The sequence below is a fragment of the Stenotrophomonas sp. Steno-C18 genome (assembly GCF_056393195.1).
On the sequence record NZ_JBWJOX010000003.1, the window covers coordinates 418,897 to 434,892 of the forward strand.

Annotated in this window: 13 protein-coding genes; 2 read left to right on the forward strand and 11 right to left on the reverse strand. The window is 68.4% G+C overall.

From position 1 onward, the window contains the following. Nucleotides 1–63: 63 nt before the first annotated feature. The 8 genes from AC06FE_RS09125 to dinB all read right to left on the reverse strand — a co-directional run bounded on the left by AC06FE_RS09125 (nt 64) and on the right by dinB (nt 10,103). Nucleotides 64–834: a heme ABC transporter ATP-binding protein gene (locus tag AC06FE_RS09125; protein ID WP_478072856.1), complete on the reverse strand. Its 771-nt coding sequence runs from the start codon at nt 832–834 to the stop codon at nt 64–66. Next, complete coding sequence (locus AC06FE_RS09130; protein ID WP_478072857.1) at nt 831–1,874, reverse strand: FecCD family ABC transporter permease; 1,044 nt, start codon at nt 1,872–1,874, stop codon at nt 831–833. Before AC06FE_RS09130 ends, AC06FE_RS09125 begins: the two co-directional genes overlap by 4 nt. Next, on the reverse strand, nt 1,871–2,929 hold the full coding sequence (locus AC06FE_RS09135) for a heme/hemin ABC transporter substrate-binding protein (RefSeq protein ID WP_478072858.1): 1,059 nt from the start codon (nt 2,927–2,929) through the stop codon (nt 1,871–1,873). The genes AC06FE_RS09130 and AC06FE_RS09135 overlap by 4 nt, the downstream gene beginning before the upstream one ends. A 129-nt stretch (nt 2,930–3,058) precedes the next feature. Continuing rightward, nucleotides 3,059–4,465, reverse strand: a complete 1,407-nt coding sequence (locus AC06FE_RS09140; RefSeq protein WP_192287727.1) for a YncE family protein — start codon at nt 4,463–4,465, stop codon at nt 3,059–3,061. Between the two features lie 133 nt (nt 4,466–4,598). Next, entirely contained in the window at nt 4,599–5,591 is a 993-nt protein-coding gene (locus tag AC06FE_RS09145; protein ID WP_478072859.1) for an alpha/beta hydrolase, read from the reverse strand. A gap of 11 nt (nt 5,592–5,602) precedes the next feature. After that, nucleotides 5,603–7,846: a TonB-dependent siderophore receptor gene (locus tag AC06FE_RS09150; protein WP_478072860.1), complete on the reverse strand. Its 2,244-nt coding sequence runs from the start codon at nt 7,844–7,846 to the stop codon at nt 5,603–5,605. Nucleotides 7,847–8,093: 247 nt separating this feature from the next. Beyond that, nucleotides 8,094–8,744: a phosphoglycolate phosphatase gene (gene gph, locus AC06FE_RS09155; RefSeq protein WP_225591818.1), complete on the reverse strand. Its 651-nt coding sequence runs from the start codon at nt 8,742–8,744 to the stop codon at nt 8,094–8,096. Between the two features lie 270 nt (nt 8,745–9,014). Further along, nucleotides 9,015–10,103 carry a DNA polymerase IV gene (dinB, locus tag AC06FE_RS09160; protein WP_478072861.1) on the reverse strand — a complete coding sequence of 363 codons (1,089 nt, stop codon included), beginning with the start codon at nt 10,101–10,103 and terminating at the stop codon, nt 9,015–9,017. A gap of 211 nt (nt 10,104–10,314) precedes the next feature. Here dinB and fabA point away from each other — a divergent pair, with 211 nt between their 5' ends. Next, a complete protein-coding gene (gene fabA, locus AC06FE_RS09165; RefSeq protein ID WP_132865737.1) occupies nt 10,315–10,830 on the forward strand; it encodes a 3-hydroxyacyl-[acyl-carrier-protein] dehydratase FabA in 516 nt (171 codons plus the stop codon). Continuing rightward, entirely contained in the window at nt 10,830–12,038 is a 1,209-nt protein-coding gene (gene fabB, locus AC06FE_RS09170; RefSeq protein WP_132865738.1) for a beta-ketoacyl-ACP synthase I, read from the forward strand. Before fabA ends, fabB begins: the two co-directional genes overlap by 1 nt. 159 nt (nt 12,039–12,197) lie before the next feature. Here the strand turns inward: fabB and AC06FE_RS09175 are convergent, their stop codons facing one another. From AC06FE_RS09175 to AC06FE_RS09185, 3 genes are all read right to left on the reverse strand, one after another. Beyond that, a complete protein-coding gene (locus AC06FE_RS09175; RefSeq protein WP_446539912.1) occupies nt 12,198–12,575 on the reverse strand; it encodes an SH3 domain-containing protein in 378 nt (125 codons plus the stop codon). Nucleotides 12,576–12,707: 132 nt separating this feature from the next. Continuing rightward, nucleotides 12,708–14,735: a M3 family metallopeptidase gene (locus AC06FE_RS09180; RefSeq protein WP_478072862.1), complete on the reverse strand. Its 2,028-nt coding sequence runs from the start codon at nt 14,733–14,735 to the stop codon at nt 12,708–12,710. Nucleotides 14,736–14,771: 36 nt separating this feature from the next. Continuing rightward, on the reverse strand, nt 14,772–15,893 hold the full coding sequence (locus tag AC06FE_RS09185) for a PLP-dependent cysteine synthase family protein (protein ID WP_478072863.1): 1,122 nt from the start codon (nt 15,891–15,893) through the stop codon (nt 14,772–14,774). Nucleotides 15,894–15,996: the final 103 nt, after the last annotated feature.

Sequence of the window (15,996 nt, forward strand, 5' to 3'; positions counted from 1 at the left end):
TTTTTGGGTGTTATGGAGCAGGGCCGTGCTCCGCGGAGGCGTTACCGGCAAAGTCCCCGCCGATCATTCGTCGCAAGGCACCACCAGCGGTACGCCACGGGTGGGATGTTCGATCACGTGCACCGCCTGCCCGTACACCTGCCCGATGATGTCGCGGGTCAGCACCACACGTGGTGTGCCATCAGCAGCGATGCGGCCTTCGCACAGCATCACGATGCGGTCGGCATAGGCCGAGGCCAGATTGAGGTCATGCAGCACCACCACCACGCAGCGCCCCTGCCGGGCCAGTTCACGGGCACTGTGCAACGTGCGCTCCTGATGGCGCAGATCCAGCGCGGCGGTGGGTTCATCCAGCAACAGCACCGGCGTGCACTGCGCCAACGCGCGTGCCAGCGAGGTACGCGCGGCCTCGCCACCGGACAACGTCTGCACGTCGCGGCCGGCCAAGGCACTCACCTCCACTTCGGCCATGGCCTGCGCGGTGATGCGTGCGTCCTGTTCGCGGTCAGGCGGATGCGGCAAGCGCCCCATCGCCACCACCTCGTGCACGCTGAAGGCGAATCGCACCGCGTGATCCTGCGCCATCACCGCACGCTGCAACGCCAGTTCGCGCACTGGCCAATCCGCCAGTGCACGCCCGGACAGCATCGCACTGCCCTGGTCTGGCACGGCATCACCGGCCAGCAACGCCAGCAAGGTTGATTTACCTGCGCCATTGGGACCCACCAGCGCGGTAAGCGTGCCGGCTTCCAGGCACAGGCTCACCCCGGACAGCACCCGGCGATTGCCCCGCATCACCCCGGCATTGCGCAGCTCCAGCAACGGCGTGCTCATGCCGCCCCCCGGCCACGCCTGTGCAGCACCAGCCACAGGAAGAACGGTGCACCCAGTGCCGCCGAGAACAGGCCCAGCGGGATTTCCGAAGGCGGATCGAGCGTGCGCGCGGCGGTATCGGCCACCACGATCAACAACGCGCCGGTCACGCCCGACAGCGGCAGCAACCAACGGTGTCCCGGGCCGGCGAGCATGCGCACCAGGTGCGGCACCACCAGGCCAACAAAGCCAATGCTGCCGGCGAATGCCACCGCCGCGCCCACCAGCAGCGCGCTGAACACCACCAGCAGCAGCCGCGTGCGTGGCACATCCAGACCGATATGGCGCGCCTGGCGCTCGCCCAGGGCCAGCATGTCCAACGGCGTCGCCAGGCGCCACAGCGCCAGCAGGCCGACCAGGAACACCGGTGCCACCGCTGCCACGTCGTTCCAGCGCGCGTGCGCCAGCGAGCCCATCTGCCAGAACACCAGCGACTGCAGTTCGCTCTCGCTGGCGATGTAGGTCAGGAAGCCAACCGCCGCCGAGCAGGCCGCACCGATGGCGATGCCAACCAGCAGCAATGTGGCAGTGCCCTCACCGCGCCCGGGCCGCGCCAACAGGTAGATCAACGTGGTGGCACCAGCGCCACCGAGAAAGGCTGCGAGGGGAATGAGCCAGGCGCCCAGCGTTCCGGCGCCAAGCACGATGGCGGCCACCGCACCCAGCGAGGCGCCCTGGCTGACGCCGACGATGCCCGGGTCGGCCAGCGGGTTGCCGAACAATCCCTGCAGGGCGACGCCGGCCATCGCCAACGACGCGCCCACCAGCGCTCCCAGCAGCGCGCGCGGGATGCGCAGCTGCCAGACCACGCCTATGTCGCGGGCACTGACCGTGTGCGGATCGGCCAGCCCGAACCGCGCGGCGATGGCCTGCAGGACGTCAGCAGGCGGCAGCTTCAGCGGGCCGACGGCGAAGGACAGCAGCACCGCGGCCAGCAGCACCGCCGCCAACAACACCAGCAACAGCGCACCGTTCGGTCGCCGCACCTGCCCGGCGATCATCCGCGCGCGAGTTCGGCCAGGGCGTGCGCCAGCGCGAGCGCGCCCGCGCCGGAGCCCACGCTGGTGGCCTTCAGCGCGATGTCCGGCATCACCCAGACGCGGTTGGCGGCGCCGGCCGGCGTATGCCGCAGGGTCGGATACGCCTTCCACAACCCGGCTTCACCGCCGAACAGGCGCAGGTCGTTGTCGGTCACCAGGATCACCTCCGGTGCTGCCGCCACCACGCCCTCGTTGCTGAGCTGCGAGTAATTGGCCACCCCGGCCTCCTCGCCGATGTTGATGCCGCCGGCCAGCGTGATGAGCTGGTTGGCCGCGCTGTCGGCGCCGGCGACGGTCGGCAATCCTCCCGCACCGCTGGCCGACAGCGCGATCACGCGCGGACGCCGTGGGTTGTGCGCAGCCATGGCCGCGGCCTGGTCCATCTGCGCCTGCACCTGCATGGCGAGTGCCTGCCCCTGCACGGGCAGCCCGACCGCCTCGGCCACCTTGCGCACCTTGTCCGGCGGCGGCTGCAGGTCATCGATCACCACCGCTGCATGCCCGGTGGCACGCAGGCGCTCGGCCAGCACGCCATGGCGGCGCAGGCTGTTGCCCAGGAACAGGCTGCCGTCCAGGCTGAGCACGCCTTCCACGCCGGTGGTGCGGTTGAACAGGAAATGCTTCTCGGCGGCCTTGCCGGCCGCGGTGGCCGAGCGCTCGGGCGCGGCGTAAAGGTTGTCCGCCAGGCCCAGCGCTTCGAGCACGGCGATCACGTCGTCGCCGCCGGCCACGATGCGGCCGACGTCGCGAACCTCCACCTCGGCACCGTCGTCGGAGCGTACCCGCGCCGGCAGCCGCGGCGTGGCCGCCGTGGCTTGCGGGACATCCTGGCCGGCCACGCGCTTCCAGCCCTGCGGCAAGCCAGCGGTGTCGGCGCCGCCGCCAGCGGTTGCCGAGGGCGTGGGTGATGCCGGCGTGGGCGATGCCGGCGTAGGCGATGGGGCACGGTTGCAACCCACTGCCAGCACCGCCAGCAGCAGGCCCAATCCCGTTGGCAGGATGGTGGAGTTCTTCATCAGGGGTTCCTCGTTGGTGGCGCTTGCGCGCGCGGTCCGTGCCACGGCAAGCCCTTTCATGGCAGGGCGGGAGATGCCGTCGCCGGCACCTCCCGCATGCCCGCACGACGTCGCGTGCCGGCGTGGCGGTTACTCCCGGGTCGGGATGAAGCGGGTGATGCGATCACCCTTGGCATCGTCCTCGCCACGCGACTTGTTGATCGCGAACATCGCCGTGCCCGGGCCCTTGCTGACGTGGTTCGGGTAGGTGCCACCATCGAGGTTGGCGACGATGTTGCCGGCCTCGTCCACCACCGTCACCGTGCCGGCACCGCGGTTGCTGACATACGCCAGGCGCGTGGCCGGGCTGTAGGACACGTTCAACGCACCGGCACCGACGTAGACATCGTGCTCGACCTTGCCGCTTTCCGGATCGACCACCAGCAGGTTGTCGCTGCCCTGCGCGACCACCAGCAGACGCTTGGCCAGCGGGTTCCAGGCCACGCCGATCGCGCTGCGCGCGTTGCCCAGCGCGATCACCTTCTCCACCTTGCCCGCGGCTCCGTCGATGATCGCCGCCTCGGCCGAGCCGAGGCTCGCGGTGTACACCTTGCCGGTGGCCGGATCGATGTCCAGGCTGGTCGGGGTGAAGCTCTCGCCGCGCTTGCCCGAAGCCAGGGTGATGTTGTCCAGCTGCTGCAACGTGCGCGTGTCGAACACGCTGATGAAATCCTCGCCGGTCGCCGAGACATAGGCACGATTGCGCTGCGGGTCGATGACCACGTCACGCGAATGCGACACCGCCCCCACCGGGAACTGCTTGACCAGCGCCAGGTCCGACTGGCGGTACACGGCGACCGTGTCCTGGCGGGTGTTGGTCACCCACACGTTGCCATGGGTGTCATCCACGCCGACCCCGTACACGGCGAACACCCCGCCTTCGCGCGCGGGCTGGCCCGGTTGCGCGGCCGGTGCCGGTGCCGCCTGCGGCGAGACGCGGGCCAGGACCTGCAGGGTTTCCGGGTCGACCTTGAGCAGTTCGGACTGCTTCACCGGTGGGCGGCCCACCGCGCTGGTCACGAACGCGGCCTTGCTCGCGGGGCTGTAGGCCACCTGGTACAGGCCCTGCACCAACCGGTTGCTGGCGGCCTGGATGCGCTCCTGGCCGGACAGTGGCACCTCCCGCGAAACCTTCAGCGCGAAGATCGACGCCGCGTCCGGGCTGCTGGCGCGCACCACGATGGGTTGCGCGCCGACGGCCGCATCGGCCGGGATGCGCAACGTTCCCCGGAACCGGCCTTCGCCATCGGCCACGTAGGGTTGCGCGTTGAGCACGCTGTCACCGCGTTGCAGGGTGACCTTCTGCCCCGGCGTGAAGCCGCTGCCCTCGATGCCGGTTTCACTGCCCGGCAGCACCACCGGCGCGGTCGCGCGGACGCTGCCCTTGAAGTCGACGTCGGGCTGGCCGAATACCTGTGCGCCGGCGGCGCCGGTCGCAAGCAGCAGGGCCAGGCCGAGCACGGCCGGGCGCGGGAAACGGGAAGGGATGACTGCCATGGCGCATTACCTCATCGATCGATGCACGCCCTTGGCGTGCGGGTGGGGTGATTGCCTGGGCCATAACGCGGCCTGGGTTGTCTGGCGGGCGGCGCATCGGCCGCCGTGTGCGAAGGTCGGCCGCGGTTGCGGCTCAGGGACGCGGCTCGCCGCTGCGGTCGCCGATGCCGGCCACCCGATGCAGGGTGCGCATCAACGAGGCGCGGAACATCGGCCCGTGGCTGAGCCCGTCGAACTCGATGTACTCGGTGTCCAGTCCCGGCACCTGCTGCAGTCGCGTGCCCAGCGCGGTGGCGGCCCCGGAGGGCGCGCCGGAGATGCGCTTGAGGTGGGCCTGCACCCGCGGATTGCCCATGTCGCGGTTGCTGAAGTCCGGCGTGCGCTCGCCGCCGCCGAGCATCAGCAGCACGCGTGCGTGATGGCCGGCATTGTTGGCGATGAACTGCCGTTCCGGTGCGCCGAGCATCGCGCCCTGCGTCCACCACAACGATGGACTGGCCGCGGCATAGGTCTGGAACGCCCCGGCGCGGGTGTACAGCGCGTGCAGCACGAACAGGCCACCGAGGGAATGCCCCCACAGCGTCTGCCGGCTGGCGTCCAGCGCGGCCCGGCGCGCCACTTCCGGCCGGACCTGGCGTTCCAGGACGTCCAGGAAGGCATTGGCGCCCCCGCCGGAGACGGTGCCATCCTCGCCTTCATCGGCGAACGGCGTGTAATCACGGGTGCGTGCCGGCGAGTCGATGCGCAACGGGTTGTCGTAGCCGACGAACACCAGCAGGCTCGGCGTGGTCCGCGCCAGTTCTTCCAGCACGCTGTCATCGAACTCGATCAATGCCGCATTGCCGTCCAGCATCCAGATCGCCGGGAAACCCGCGGCCGGCGCCTTGCCGGCCGGGATCCCCAGGTTCACCCGCCAGCGACGGCTGCCGTCGGCGCTGCTCACCACGAACCGCTCGAAGCGGTAGTGCGCAGAGCTGCGGTCGGCCACCGTCTCGCCGATCACCTGCGCGGGATTGCGCTGCTGTGCCGCCAGCGGCGGCGCTGCCAGCAGCGTCGTGGTTGCAATGATCGCCATGGCCATCACCGCCATGGCACGGCGCAGCGCGCCGTGCGTGCCCCTGTGCATCGCCACCGCCCTCAGAAGCCGACCGTCAGGTTGACCCAGTAGCTGCGGCCCGGCTCGTTGTAGGTGGCCGCGCCCGCACCGGTGGCGCTGGTGCTGGTGGTGCCTTCGCGGAACAGGCGCTTGTCGAACAGGTTGTTCACGCCGCCACCCACGCGCACCTTCGGGGTGATCCGGTACTGGCCGCCCAGGCTCCACAGGTCGTAGGCACCACGCGTGTCCGGCGGCAGCACCGCACCGGTGGTGCTGGACTGCGTGGCCGACTCCTGCTTGCCGTAGAAGGTGCCGGTCAGCATGAACGATAGCTGCGTGTTCACCTGCCAATCCAGGAACGTGTTGATGGTGTACTCGGGGATGATCGACAGCGGCTGGTCGGTGGTCTTGTCGACGTTCTCGATCATCCAGGTGACGTTGGTGTTCCACGACAGCACGTCGCCGCCGCCGACCAGCGGTACCTTCAGGTTGCCCTCCACGCCGCGGATGATCGCCTCGGGCGCATTGGTCCACTGGAACACCTGGCCCTTGGTGTCGTTGGTCACGCCGATGCGGTCCTGGCCGGCGACGATCTTGTCCTTGTAGTCGTTGTGGAAATAGGTGACCGAGGCGTGCCAGCCGTTGTCCGGCGCCCACTCGATGCCGATCTCCTTGTTGATGCTGGTTTCCGGATCCAGGTCGGCGTTGCCCATCACGTAGCAGCCCGAGCCCATGTTCGGGCTCAGCACCGGGCAACCGTTGCCACGCGTGTAGTACAGGTAGTCCGGGTTGGCCTGGTACAGGTTCGGCGCCTTGAACGCACGCGCGATGCCGCCCTTGATCGCCCAGTCCTGGGCCAGCTTGAACTGTACGTTGAGGCTGGGGCTGAGGTTGTTGCCGAACTGCGAGTGATGGTCGAAGCGCACGCCGGGGGTCACCGTCCAGCGGTCACCGAAGTACAGGTTGTCCTCGATGAACACCGCGGCGAACTGCTGGTCGGTCTTGCCGGTGCGCGCGCCGCCGTATCCCGGGATGCCACCGCCGCTGCTGGAGCTCTGCGTCACCGAGTACGGGTCATCCAGCTTCAGGTCGCGGTATTCGAAGCCGACCGTCGCGACCTGGTCGATGCCACCCCAGCCCAGCGGCACGTTGATCTCGCCGTCCACCCGCGCGGAGGTCAGCTCGGAGGTGGAGAAGCTGGCGTTCTCGTTGATCGAGCCTTCCGGTCCGCCGGCCAGGCCTTCGTTGAGGCGGGTGTTGTCGGTGTCCTCGTAGGCGGCGGTGATGCGCGAGGTGCCCCAGTCGTAGCGACCGCGATGGGTCAGGCCGAACGAACGGCGCAGCATGATGTTGGTCTCGGCGCCGAACAGGTCGTTCAGGCGCTGGAAACCGTCGCCGCTGACGCCGCGTTCACCGGAATAGATGTTGCCCTGGCGGCTGACGCTGGCATCCAGTTCGACCACGTGGTCGTCGTTGATGTCGTAGCGCAGCAGGCCGCTGATGTCGCGGTTGCGCACGCCCTCGCGGCCGGCCGGCGGGGTCACGCCGGTGGCGAAGTCCTGGTTGAGTTCCAGTGCATCCGGGTCGGTCTTGTTGATGTTGCCGAACAGCCGGAAGGACAGGCGCTCGCTGAGCGGGCCGGACAACTGGAAGCCAACGCGCTCGCTGTCCCCCTCGGCGCTGTGCTCGGCCTGGCTGCCGTACAGGGTGAGCGAACCGGTCAGGTTACCGGTCGGCTTCTTGGTGATGATGTTGACCACGCCACCGGAAGCGCCGGACCCGTAGCGCGCGGCGGCGGGGCCACGCAGCACTTCGATGCGCTCCACCGCTTCGGCCGGCACCCAGTTGCTGTCGCCGCGGCTGTTGCGTTCGCCGCTGCGCCCCATGCGTACCGAATCACGCGAGCTCACCGGGCGGCCATCGATCAGGATCAGCGTGTTCTCCGGGCCCATGCCGCGGATGTCGATCTGGCGGAAGTTGCCGTAGGCACCGGAAGCGGTATTGCCGGTGAGGTTGATGCCCGGCATGCGGCGGATCACTTCGGACAGGTCGTTGGCCGGCGGCAGGCGCTCCAGGTCCACCGAGGTGATCACCGAGGTGCCCAGCGCCTGGCGTGCGATCTGTTCGGCGGTGACATGCACGGTGTCGATGTCGGTCGCGGCGGCAACGCCCTCGGCGGCGGACGGGCCGGCGACCAGGGCGGACAGGGCCAGCGCGACGGCCAGCGGGCGACGACGGGACAACAGGGCACGCGCGGACAACCGCGACGAGGAACGACGGGACATGGCAAAGCCTCTCGACAGTGGGGTTGCGAACCTCTGGCGACGGCTTGAGGAACGGTGGATCACGATGCAGCCACCGGGATCACACACCAGGCGCGCTGCTGAATGACGAGCAGTCTACACCAAATGATAATGATTATTACTAACTTTCGGATGCGGCAAAGCGCCGCGCGCGGGGTGGAGCGCAGCCATTGGCGCCGGGCTGTACCGGGAAAGCGCCTGCCGTGCGTGGCCCGGCGCTACCGGCCGGTCATGCGAGGTGGCCCAGCAACTCCGGCAGCGCATCGATCACCGCCACCGCATCGGTGGCATCCAGGTCCAGGTCGCGCGGATAGCCGTAGCGCACCAGCACGATCGGCATGCCGGCGTTGTCGGCCGCGCCCAGGTCGGTGGCCGAATCGCCCACCATCAGGCAGGCCTGCACCGGCTGCCCGAGCAAGGCCGCGGTGTGCAGCAGGGGTTCGGCCGCGGGCTTGCGCTGCGGCAACGAGTCGCCCCCGATGATGTGCGCGAAGAAGCCGGCGATATCCAGGTGCTCCAGCAACGGCGGCACCAGCGCGGCCGGCTTGTTGGTGCAGATGGCCATCGGCAGGCCGCGCTGGCGCAGTGCCTGCAGCGTCTCGACCACGCCCTCGTACAACTGCGGGCTGCGCAGCAGGCAATCGCGGTAATGGCGCATGAAGGTCGGCATTACTTCATCCAGCGTCCGCTCGCTGCCAGCGTCATTGAGCGCAGTGGTGACCAACTTGCGCACGCCTTCGCCAATCCAACTGCGCACAGTGGCCTCGCTCACACGTGGCAGCGAGAGATCTTCCAGCGTGCGGTTCACCGCTTCGGCGATATCGCTGGCACTGTCCACGAGCGTGCCATCCAGATCGAAAATCACTGCCGACGTTGCCAATGCATTACTCCGTTTGCGAAAGCAGAAGATTGTAGCGAAACGCCTGAAAACTCCCCCTTCTCCCGCACGCGGGAGAAGGTGCCCCGGAGGGGCGGATGAGGGGCGCTTTTGATCTTCGCCCGCCAAAAGCTTCCCCTCACCCCAACCCCTCTCCCGCATGCGGGAGAGGGGCTCGAGGCAAAAAACCTGAAAACCCTTCCTCCTCCCGCAAGCGGGAGAAGCTGTGTCGCAGAGAGCGCCCAACGCTGCGGCATCAACCCGCCGCTCATTTCAATCTTCACTGCATGCATTCCGAAACAGATCACCCTGCACCACCACGTCCTCGCGGTCACGGAAGCCCGACAGGCCCACGCCCACCAACCGGTACAAGGTCTCCGCCGGCAGCTGCACGCGCTGGCACAACGCCAATGCGATATCGCGCAGCTCCTCCACCGACGAGGGCGGCGCTTCCGGGGTGAAGCTGCGGGTAAGGATGCGGAACTGCGCGGTCTTGAGCTTGAGCACCACGGTGTGCCCCACCCGCTCGGTGCGCCCCGTCGCGCGCCAGGTCTTCTCGGCCAGTTGCGTGATCACCTCGTCGAACCGGCCCAGCGGCAGGTCCTCGCTGAAGGTGTCCTCCGAGGAGATCGACTGCACCGGCTGGTCCGGCTCCACCGGCCGCTCGTCGATGCCCCGCGCGCGCCGGTACAGGCTGCCGCCGAACGTACCGAACAAGGCCTGCAGCTGCTCCAGCGGGATCGTGCGCAGGTCGCCGACGGTGGCGATGCCCAGCGCCGACAGCTTGCCTTCCATCACCTTGCCCACCCCGGGCACGCGGTTGACCGGCAGCGGCGTCAGGAACTGCTCCACCTTCGAGGGCGGCACCACGAACTGTCCATCCGGTTTGCGCCAGTCCGAAGCGATCTTGGCCAGGAACTTGTTCGGCGCGATGCCGGCCGAGGCGGTGAGCTGGGTGGCTTCGCGGATCTGCGCGCGGATGGTGCGGGCGATCTCGGTGGCGATGCCGTCGCAGGTCGGCGAGTCGGTCACGTCCAGGTAGGCCTCGTCCAGCGACAGCGGCTCCACCAACGGCGTGTGCTGCAGGAAGATCTCGCGGATCTGCCGGGACACCGCCTTGTAGCGGACGAAATCCGGCGGCACGAAGATCGCGTCCGGGCACAGCCGCTCGGCACGCAGCGCCGGCATCGCCGAGCGCACCCCGAAGGTGCGCGCCTCGTAGGACGCCGCGCAGACGACTGAACGGGCACCCCGCCAGGCCACTACCACCGGCTTCCCGCGCAAACCGGGGTCATCGCGCTGCTCCACGGACGCATAGAAGGCGTCCATGTCGACATGGATGATCTTGCGAAGCTGGGCCACGACAACAGTCCGAAACGGTCGCCAACATGATAGCTGTTGTCGCTAAATGCACACTTGTCCTCACAATTGTGCAATTCAAAACGTTCCGTAACAGCCTTCTAACGGCTGCTAACTGCGCCGAACATACGCAACCGTCCAGTTAAAACATTTGATTGAACGCAGGTGCTGACGCATGCTCGGCGGCTCGTTCCTGGCTTTGGACACTCCCCGGATGACCCGTCTGCACACGTTCTCCCGCGACCAGTTGCTGGCCAGCGCGCGCGGTGAACTCTTCGGCCCCAACAAGGGCCGCCTGCCCAACGACCCAATGCTGATGTTCGACCGCATCACCGACATCCGCGAGGACGGCGGCGCCTACGGCAAGGGGCTGATCCGGGCCGAGCTCGACATCAAACCGGACCTGTGGTTCTTCGGCTGCCACTTCATCGGCGACCCGGTGATGCCCGGCTGCCTGGGCCTGGATGCCATGTGGCAGCTGACCGGCTTCTTCCTGACCTGGCTGGGCGCCGAAGGCCGTGGCCGCGCCCTGGGCTGCGGCGAGGTCAAGTTCACCGGCCAGGTGCTGCCCAGTGCCAAGCTGGTGCAGTACGAGATCGATGTCGCGCGCGTGATCAACCGCAAGCTGGTGATGGCGCAGACCGATGCCCGCATGCTGGTCGATGGCCGTGAGATCTACTCCGCCAAGGACCTGCGCGTGGGCCTGTTCACTTCTACCGAGAGCTTCTGATGCGTCGCGTCGTCATTACCGGCATGGGCATCACGTCCTGCCTTGGCAACGATCTGGATACCGTTTCCAGCGCCCTGCGCGAAGGCCGTCCCGGCATCGTCGCCATGCCCGACCACGCCGAAGCCGGCCTGCGCAGCCAGGTGGCCGGCAAGGTCGAGCTGGACATCGAGGCGCAGGTGGACCGCAAGCTCAAGCGCTTCATGAGCGATGCGGCCGCCTATAGCTACATCGCCATGCGCGATGCCATCGCCGATGCCGGTCTGGACGAAAGCCAGGTCAGCAACGTGCGCACCGGCGTGATCGCCGGCTCCGGCGGCGGCTCCAGCGAATGGCAGGTGGAGGCAGCCGACCTGCTGCGCAACCGCGGCGTGCGCAAGGTGGGCCCGTACATGGTGCCGCGCACGATGTGCTCGACCGTGTCGGCCAACCTGGCCACCGCCTTCAGCATCAAGGGCCTGAGCTACTCGCTGTCGGCGGCCTGCGCCACCTCGGCGCACTGCATCGGCGCGGCGGCCGACCTCATCCGCCACGGCGCGCAGGACATCATGTTCGCCGGCGGCGGCGAGGACCTGCACTGGTCGATGAGCGTGATGTTCGACGCCATGGGCGCGCTGTCCACCAGCTTCAACGACACCCCGTCGGTGGCCTCGCGCCCGTATGACGCCAACCGCGATGGCTTCGTCATCGCCGGCGGCGGCGGCATGCTGGTGCTGGAGGACTACGACCACGCGGTCGCGCGCGGCGCGAAGATCTACGCCGAGCTCGTCGGTTACGGCGTGACTTCCGACGGCGCCGACATGGTCGCCCCGTCCGGCGAAGGCGCGGTGCGCTGCATGCAGATGGCCATGGCCACCGTGGATCGCCCGATCGACTACCTCAACACCCACGGCACCTCCACGCCGCTGGGCGATGTGACCGAGCTGGGCGCGGTGCGCGCGGTGTTCGGCGAGGCGGTGCCGCCGCTGTCCTCGACCAAGGCGCTGTCCGGCCACTCGCTGGGTGCGGCCAGCGTGCACGAGGCGATCTTCTGCCTGCTGATGATGCGCGACGGTTTCATGGCCGGCTCGGCCAACATCGAGACGCTGGACGAGCGCGCCGAAGGCTTCCCGATCCTGCGCCAGACCCAGGACGCCCAGCTGGACACTGTGATGTCCAACAGCTTCGGCTTCGGCGGCACCAACGCCACGCTGATCTTCGGCCGGGTGTGATCCGTTCCGTTGTGGATGCACGAAAACAGCCGCGCAAGCGGCTGTTTTCGTAGGAGCGGCCTCGGCCGCGACGCTGGAAAACCGCCACCGCGCGAAGTGCTACCCCTCCCCAACCCTCCCCTTGGCTTCGCCAAAGGGAGGAGGCGGCGTCCTTCTCACTTAACCACCCGGCTGCGCGGTCTCGATCACCACGCCCATCTGCTTGCCGGCCTCGGCCAGGCGCACGCGCTTGCCGTCGCTCCGGGCAACCAGGTAATCGGCGGCCACCCAGCCACTCTTGCCGGCGGCACGCACGTTGCACCATTGCAGGTCGTCCAGGCAGCGCTGCACTTCCACCTGCGTGCCCACCGGCAACACCGCCAGGCGCTCGGCGCGCTGGTCCGGTGCGCTGCGCAGGTTCAGGCCATTGCTGACCTCGGCCGCCGGCTCATTGATGCGCGGCTGGAACCACATCACCACACCGATGATCGCGGCCGAGGCCACGATGCGGAATACGGTACCGGGCTTGCCCCTGGAGGGGCCGAACCACCTTTTCATGGTGAATGTGAATTGGCGCGAATGTCCCCACAGTGTGCCACGCCCAATGTGGATGAAACCGAAACCCCGGCCAAACCCCGCCGTAGCCCGCCCTAGGCAGGTGCTACGGCGTCACTGCCGCCGGGTGCCGGCTCAGGCGACCATGCCGCTGTGCCGCAGCAGCGCGTCGAGCTGCGGGTCACGGCCGCGGAACGCACGGAAGTTCTCCGCGGCGCTGCGGCTGCCGCCACGCGACAACACCTCGGCGCGGAAACGCGCGCCGGTCTCCTGCAGCTTGTCCGGGGCTTCCTCGAACGCGGCATACGCATCGGCGCTGAGCACCTCGGCCCACTTGTAGCTGTAGTAACCGGCCGCGTAGCCACCGGCGAAAATGTGGCTGAACTGGTTCGGGAAGCGGTTCCATGCCGGCGGGAAATTCACCGCCACTTCGCCGCGCACCCGCTCCAGCACCTGCAGCACGCTGTCCTGCGCCGGCTGGTACTGGCTGTGCAGCAGCATGTCGAACATGCCGAACTCCAACTGGCGCACGGTGAACATGCCGCTCTGGTAGTTCTTCGCGGCCAGCATGCGCTCGAACAGCGCGCGCGGCAGCGGTTGGCCGGTGCTGGCATGCGCGGTCATCGCCTCGACCTGCTCCCACTCCCAGCAGAAGTTCTCCATGAACTGGCTGGGCAGCTCCACCGCGTCCCACTCCACGCCGTTGATGCCCGCCACCGCCAACTCGCCGACGCGGGTGAGCAGCTGGTGCAGGCCATGCCCCATCTCATGGAAGAGGGTGGTGACCTCGTTGTGGCTGAAGGTCGCCGGCGTGCCGTCGCTGCCGCGGCCGAAGTTGCACACCAGGTACACCAGCGGGGTCTGCACGCCACCGGCGGTGACGCGACGGTTACGGCAGTCGTCCATCCACGCACCGCCACGCTTGCCCTCGCGGGCGTACAGGTCCATGTAGAACTGGCCGACCAGCGCGCCTTCGGCGTCCACCAGCCGGTAGAAGCGCACGTCCTCGTGCCAGACCGGCGCGGTGTCCGGCTGCACCGTCAGGCCATACAGCCGCTCGATCACGCCGAACAGGCCGGCCAGCACCTTCGGCTCGGTGAAGTACTGCTTCACCTCCTGCTCGGAATAGCTGTAACGCGCTTGCTTGAGCTTCTCGCCGGCATAGGCCAGGTCCCAGGCCTGCAGATCATCCAGGCCCAGTTCGTCGCGAGCGAAGGTTTCCAGTTCGGCCCGGTCGCGTTGTGCGTACGGCTTGGCGCGTGCCGCCAGGTCGCGCAGGAAACCCAGCACCTGCAGCGCGTCGTCGGCCATCTTGGTGGCGATGGAGTACTCGCCGTAGTTGGCAAAGCCCAGCAGCGCCGCCAGTTCGGCGCGGACGGCCAGGATGCGGTCGATGTTGCCGCCATTGTCCAAGGCCGCGTCGCCGAACTCCGAGGCGCGCACCGCATTGGCGTGGTACAGCCGCTCGCGCAGCGCGCGGTTATCGGCATAGGTCTGCACCGGCAGGTAGCACGGCATCTGCAGGGTCAGCTTCCAGCCCTCACGGCCGTCCTTCTGCGCCGCGGCGCGGGCGGCGGCGATGACATCGGCCGGCAGCCCGGACAATTCGTCCTCGTTGTCCACGTACAGCGCGAAGGCATCAGTGGCGTCGAGCACGTTCTGCGAGAACGTCGCCTGCAGGCCGGACAGCTCCTCCTGCAGCTGGGCGAAACGGACCTTGTCGGCCTCGCCCAGCTCAGCGCCGCCCAGGCGGAAATCACGCAGGGCGTTGGCCAGCACCTTGGCCCTGGCGTCGTCGTAGGCGCCCGCTTCCGGGGCGGCGGCGAGTGCCTTGTACTGCGCGTACAGCGCCGGGTTCTGCGCCACCGCGCTGCCGAAACGGCTGAGCTTCGGCAGGTTGGCGTTGTACACCTCGCGCAGCGCCGGCGTGTTGACCACCGATTGCAGATGCGACACCTGGCCCCAGGCGCGGTACAGCCGCTCGGTGGCATCGTCCAGCGGCGTCACGAAGCTGTCCCAGCTGACCGGCGCCACCGTCTCGGCGGCCTTCACCGCCGCCTCGGCCTCGGCCAACAGGGTGTCGATGGCCGCGGTGACGTGCTCCGGGCGGATCGCGTCAAAACGCGGCAGGCCGGAAAAATCGAGCAGGGGGTTGGTGTTCATGGTCATCCTGGGAAAACAGCGCCGGCCCGGCCGGCTTCACGCCTGATATGGCGACGCTTCCAGCCAGGCACAAGGCAGCGCCAGCACGCCCTGCCCGGCCACGGCGGCGGCGATGCGCGCATCTGCGGCGGCGATGTCGATGCCCTGCTGCTCGTACCAGGCCGGGTTGTAGTAGCTGTGCGCGTAGCGTTCGCCGGCATCGCACAGGATGGTGACGATGGACCCGCTGCGGCCGGCGTCACGCATCTGCTGCGCGGCGTACAGCACGCCGATGAAGTTGGTGCCGGTGGAACCGCCGACGCGGCGCCCCAGCGTGGCGCTGACGTGGCGCATCGCCGCCAGGCTCAGTGCATCGGGCACCTTGACCATCGCGTCCACGCTGGTCGGGATGAAGCTGCGCTCCACCCGCGGGCGGCCGATGCCTTCCACGCGCGAGCCGCCCTCGCAGGTCAGCGTGCGCCAATCGTCGCCGGCCAATGCCGCGCAGTAGCCGTCGTAGAACACCGACACTTCCGGGTCCGCGCACAGGATCAGGGTGTCGTGGCGGCGGTAGCTGACATAGCGGCCGAGCGTGGCGGCCGTGCCACCGGTGCCGGGGCTGCAGACGATCCACTCCGGCACCGGGTGCGGCTCCTCGGCCATCTGCTTGAAGATGGATTCGGCGATGTTGTTGTTGGCGCGCCAGTCGGTGGCGCGCTCGGCGTAGGTGAACTGGTCCATGAAGTGACCACCGGTTTCGCGCGCCAGGCGCTCCGATTCGCAGTTCAGGTCGCAGGCGCGCTGCACCAGGTGGCAGCGGCCACCGTGGAACTCGATGGCGGCGATCTTCTCCGGCGAGGTGCTGGCCGGGATCACCGCGATGAACGGCAGACCGAGCAGGCGCGCGAAGTAGGCCTCGGACACCGCGGTGGAACCGCTGGAGGCCTCGATCACCGGGCAGCCCTCGCGCAGCCAGCCGTTGGCCAGCGCGTACAGGAACAGCGAACGCGCCAGGCGGTGCTTGAGGCTGCCAGTGGGGTGGCTGGACTCGTCCTTCAGGTACAGGTCGATGCCGGGGAAACCCGGCAGGTCCATCGGGATCAGGTGGGTATCGGCCGAACGGTTGAAATCGGCTTCGATCTTGCGGATGGCCGACGCCACCCATGCACGCTGGGACATGGAACGCCACTTCAGTGAAGAGTGCCGGGAATTCTACCGGCTGGGGGATGGTTCGACGCTGGAAGCCGCCCTCCCCAGCCCTCCCCTTGGCTGCGCCAAAGGG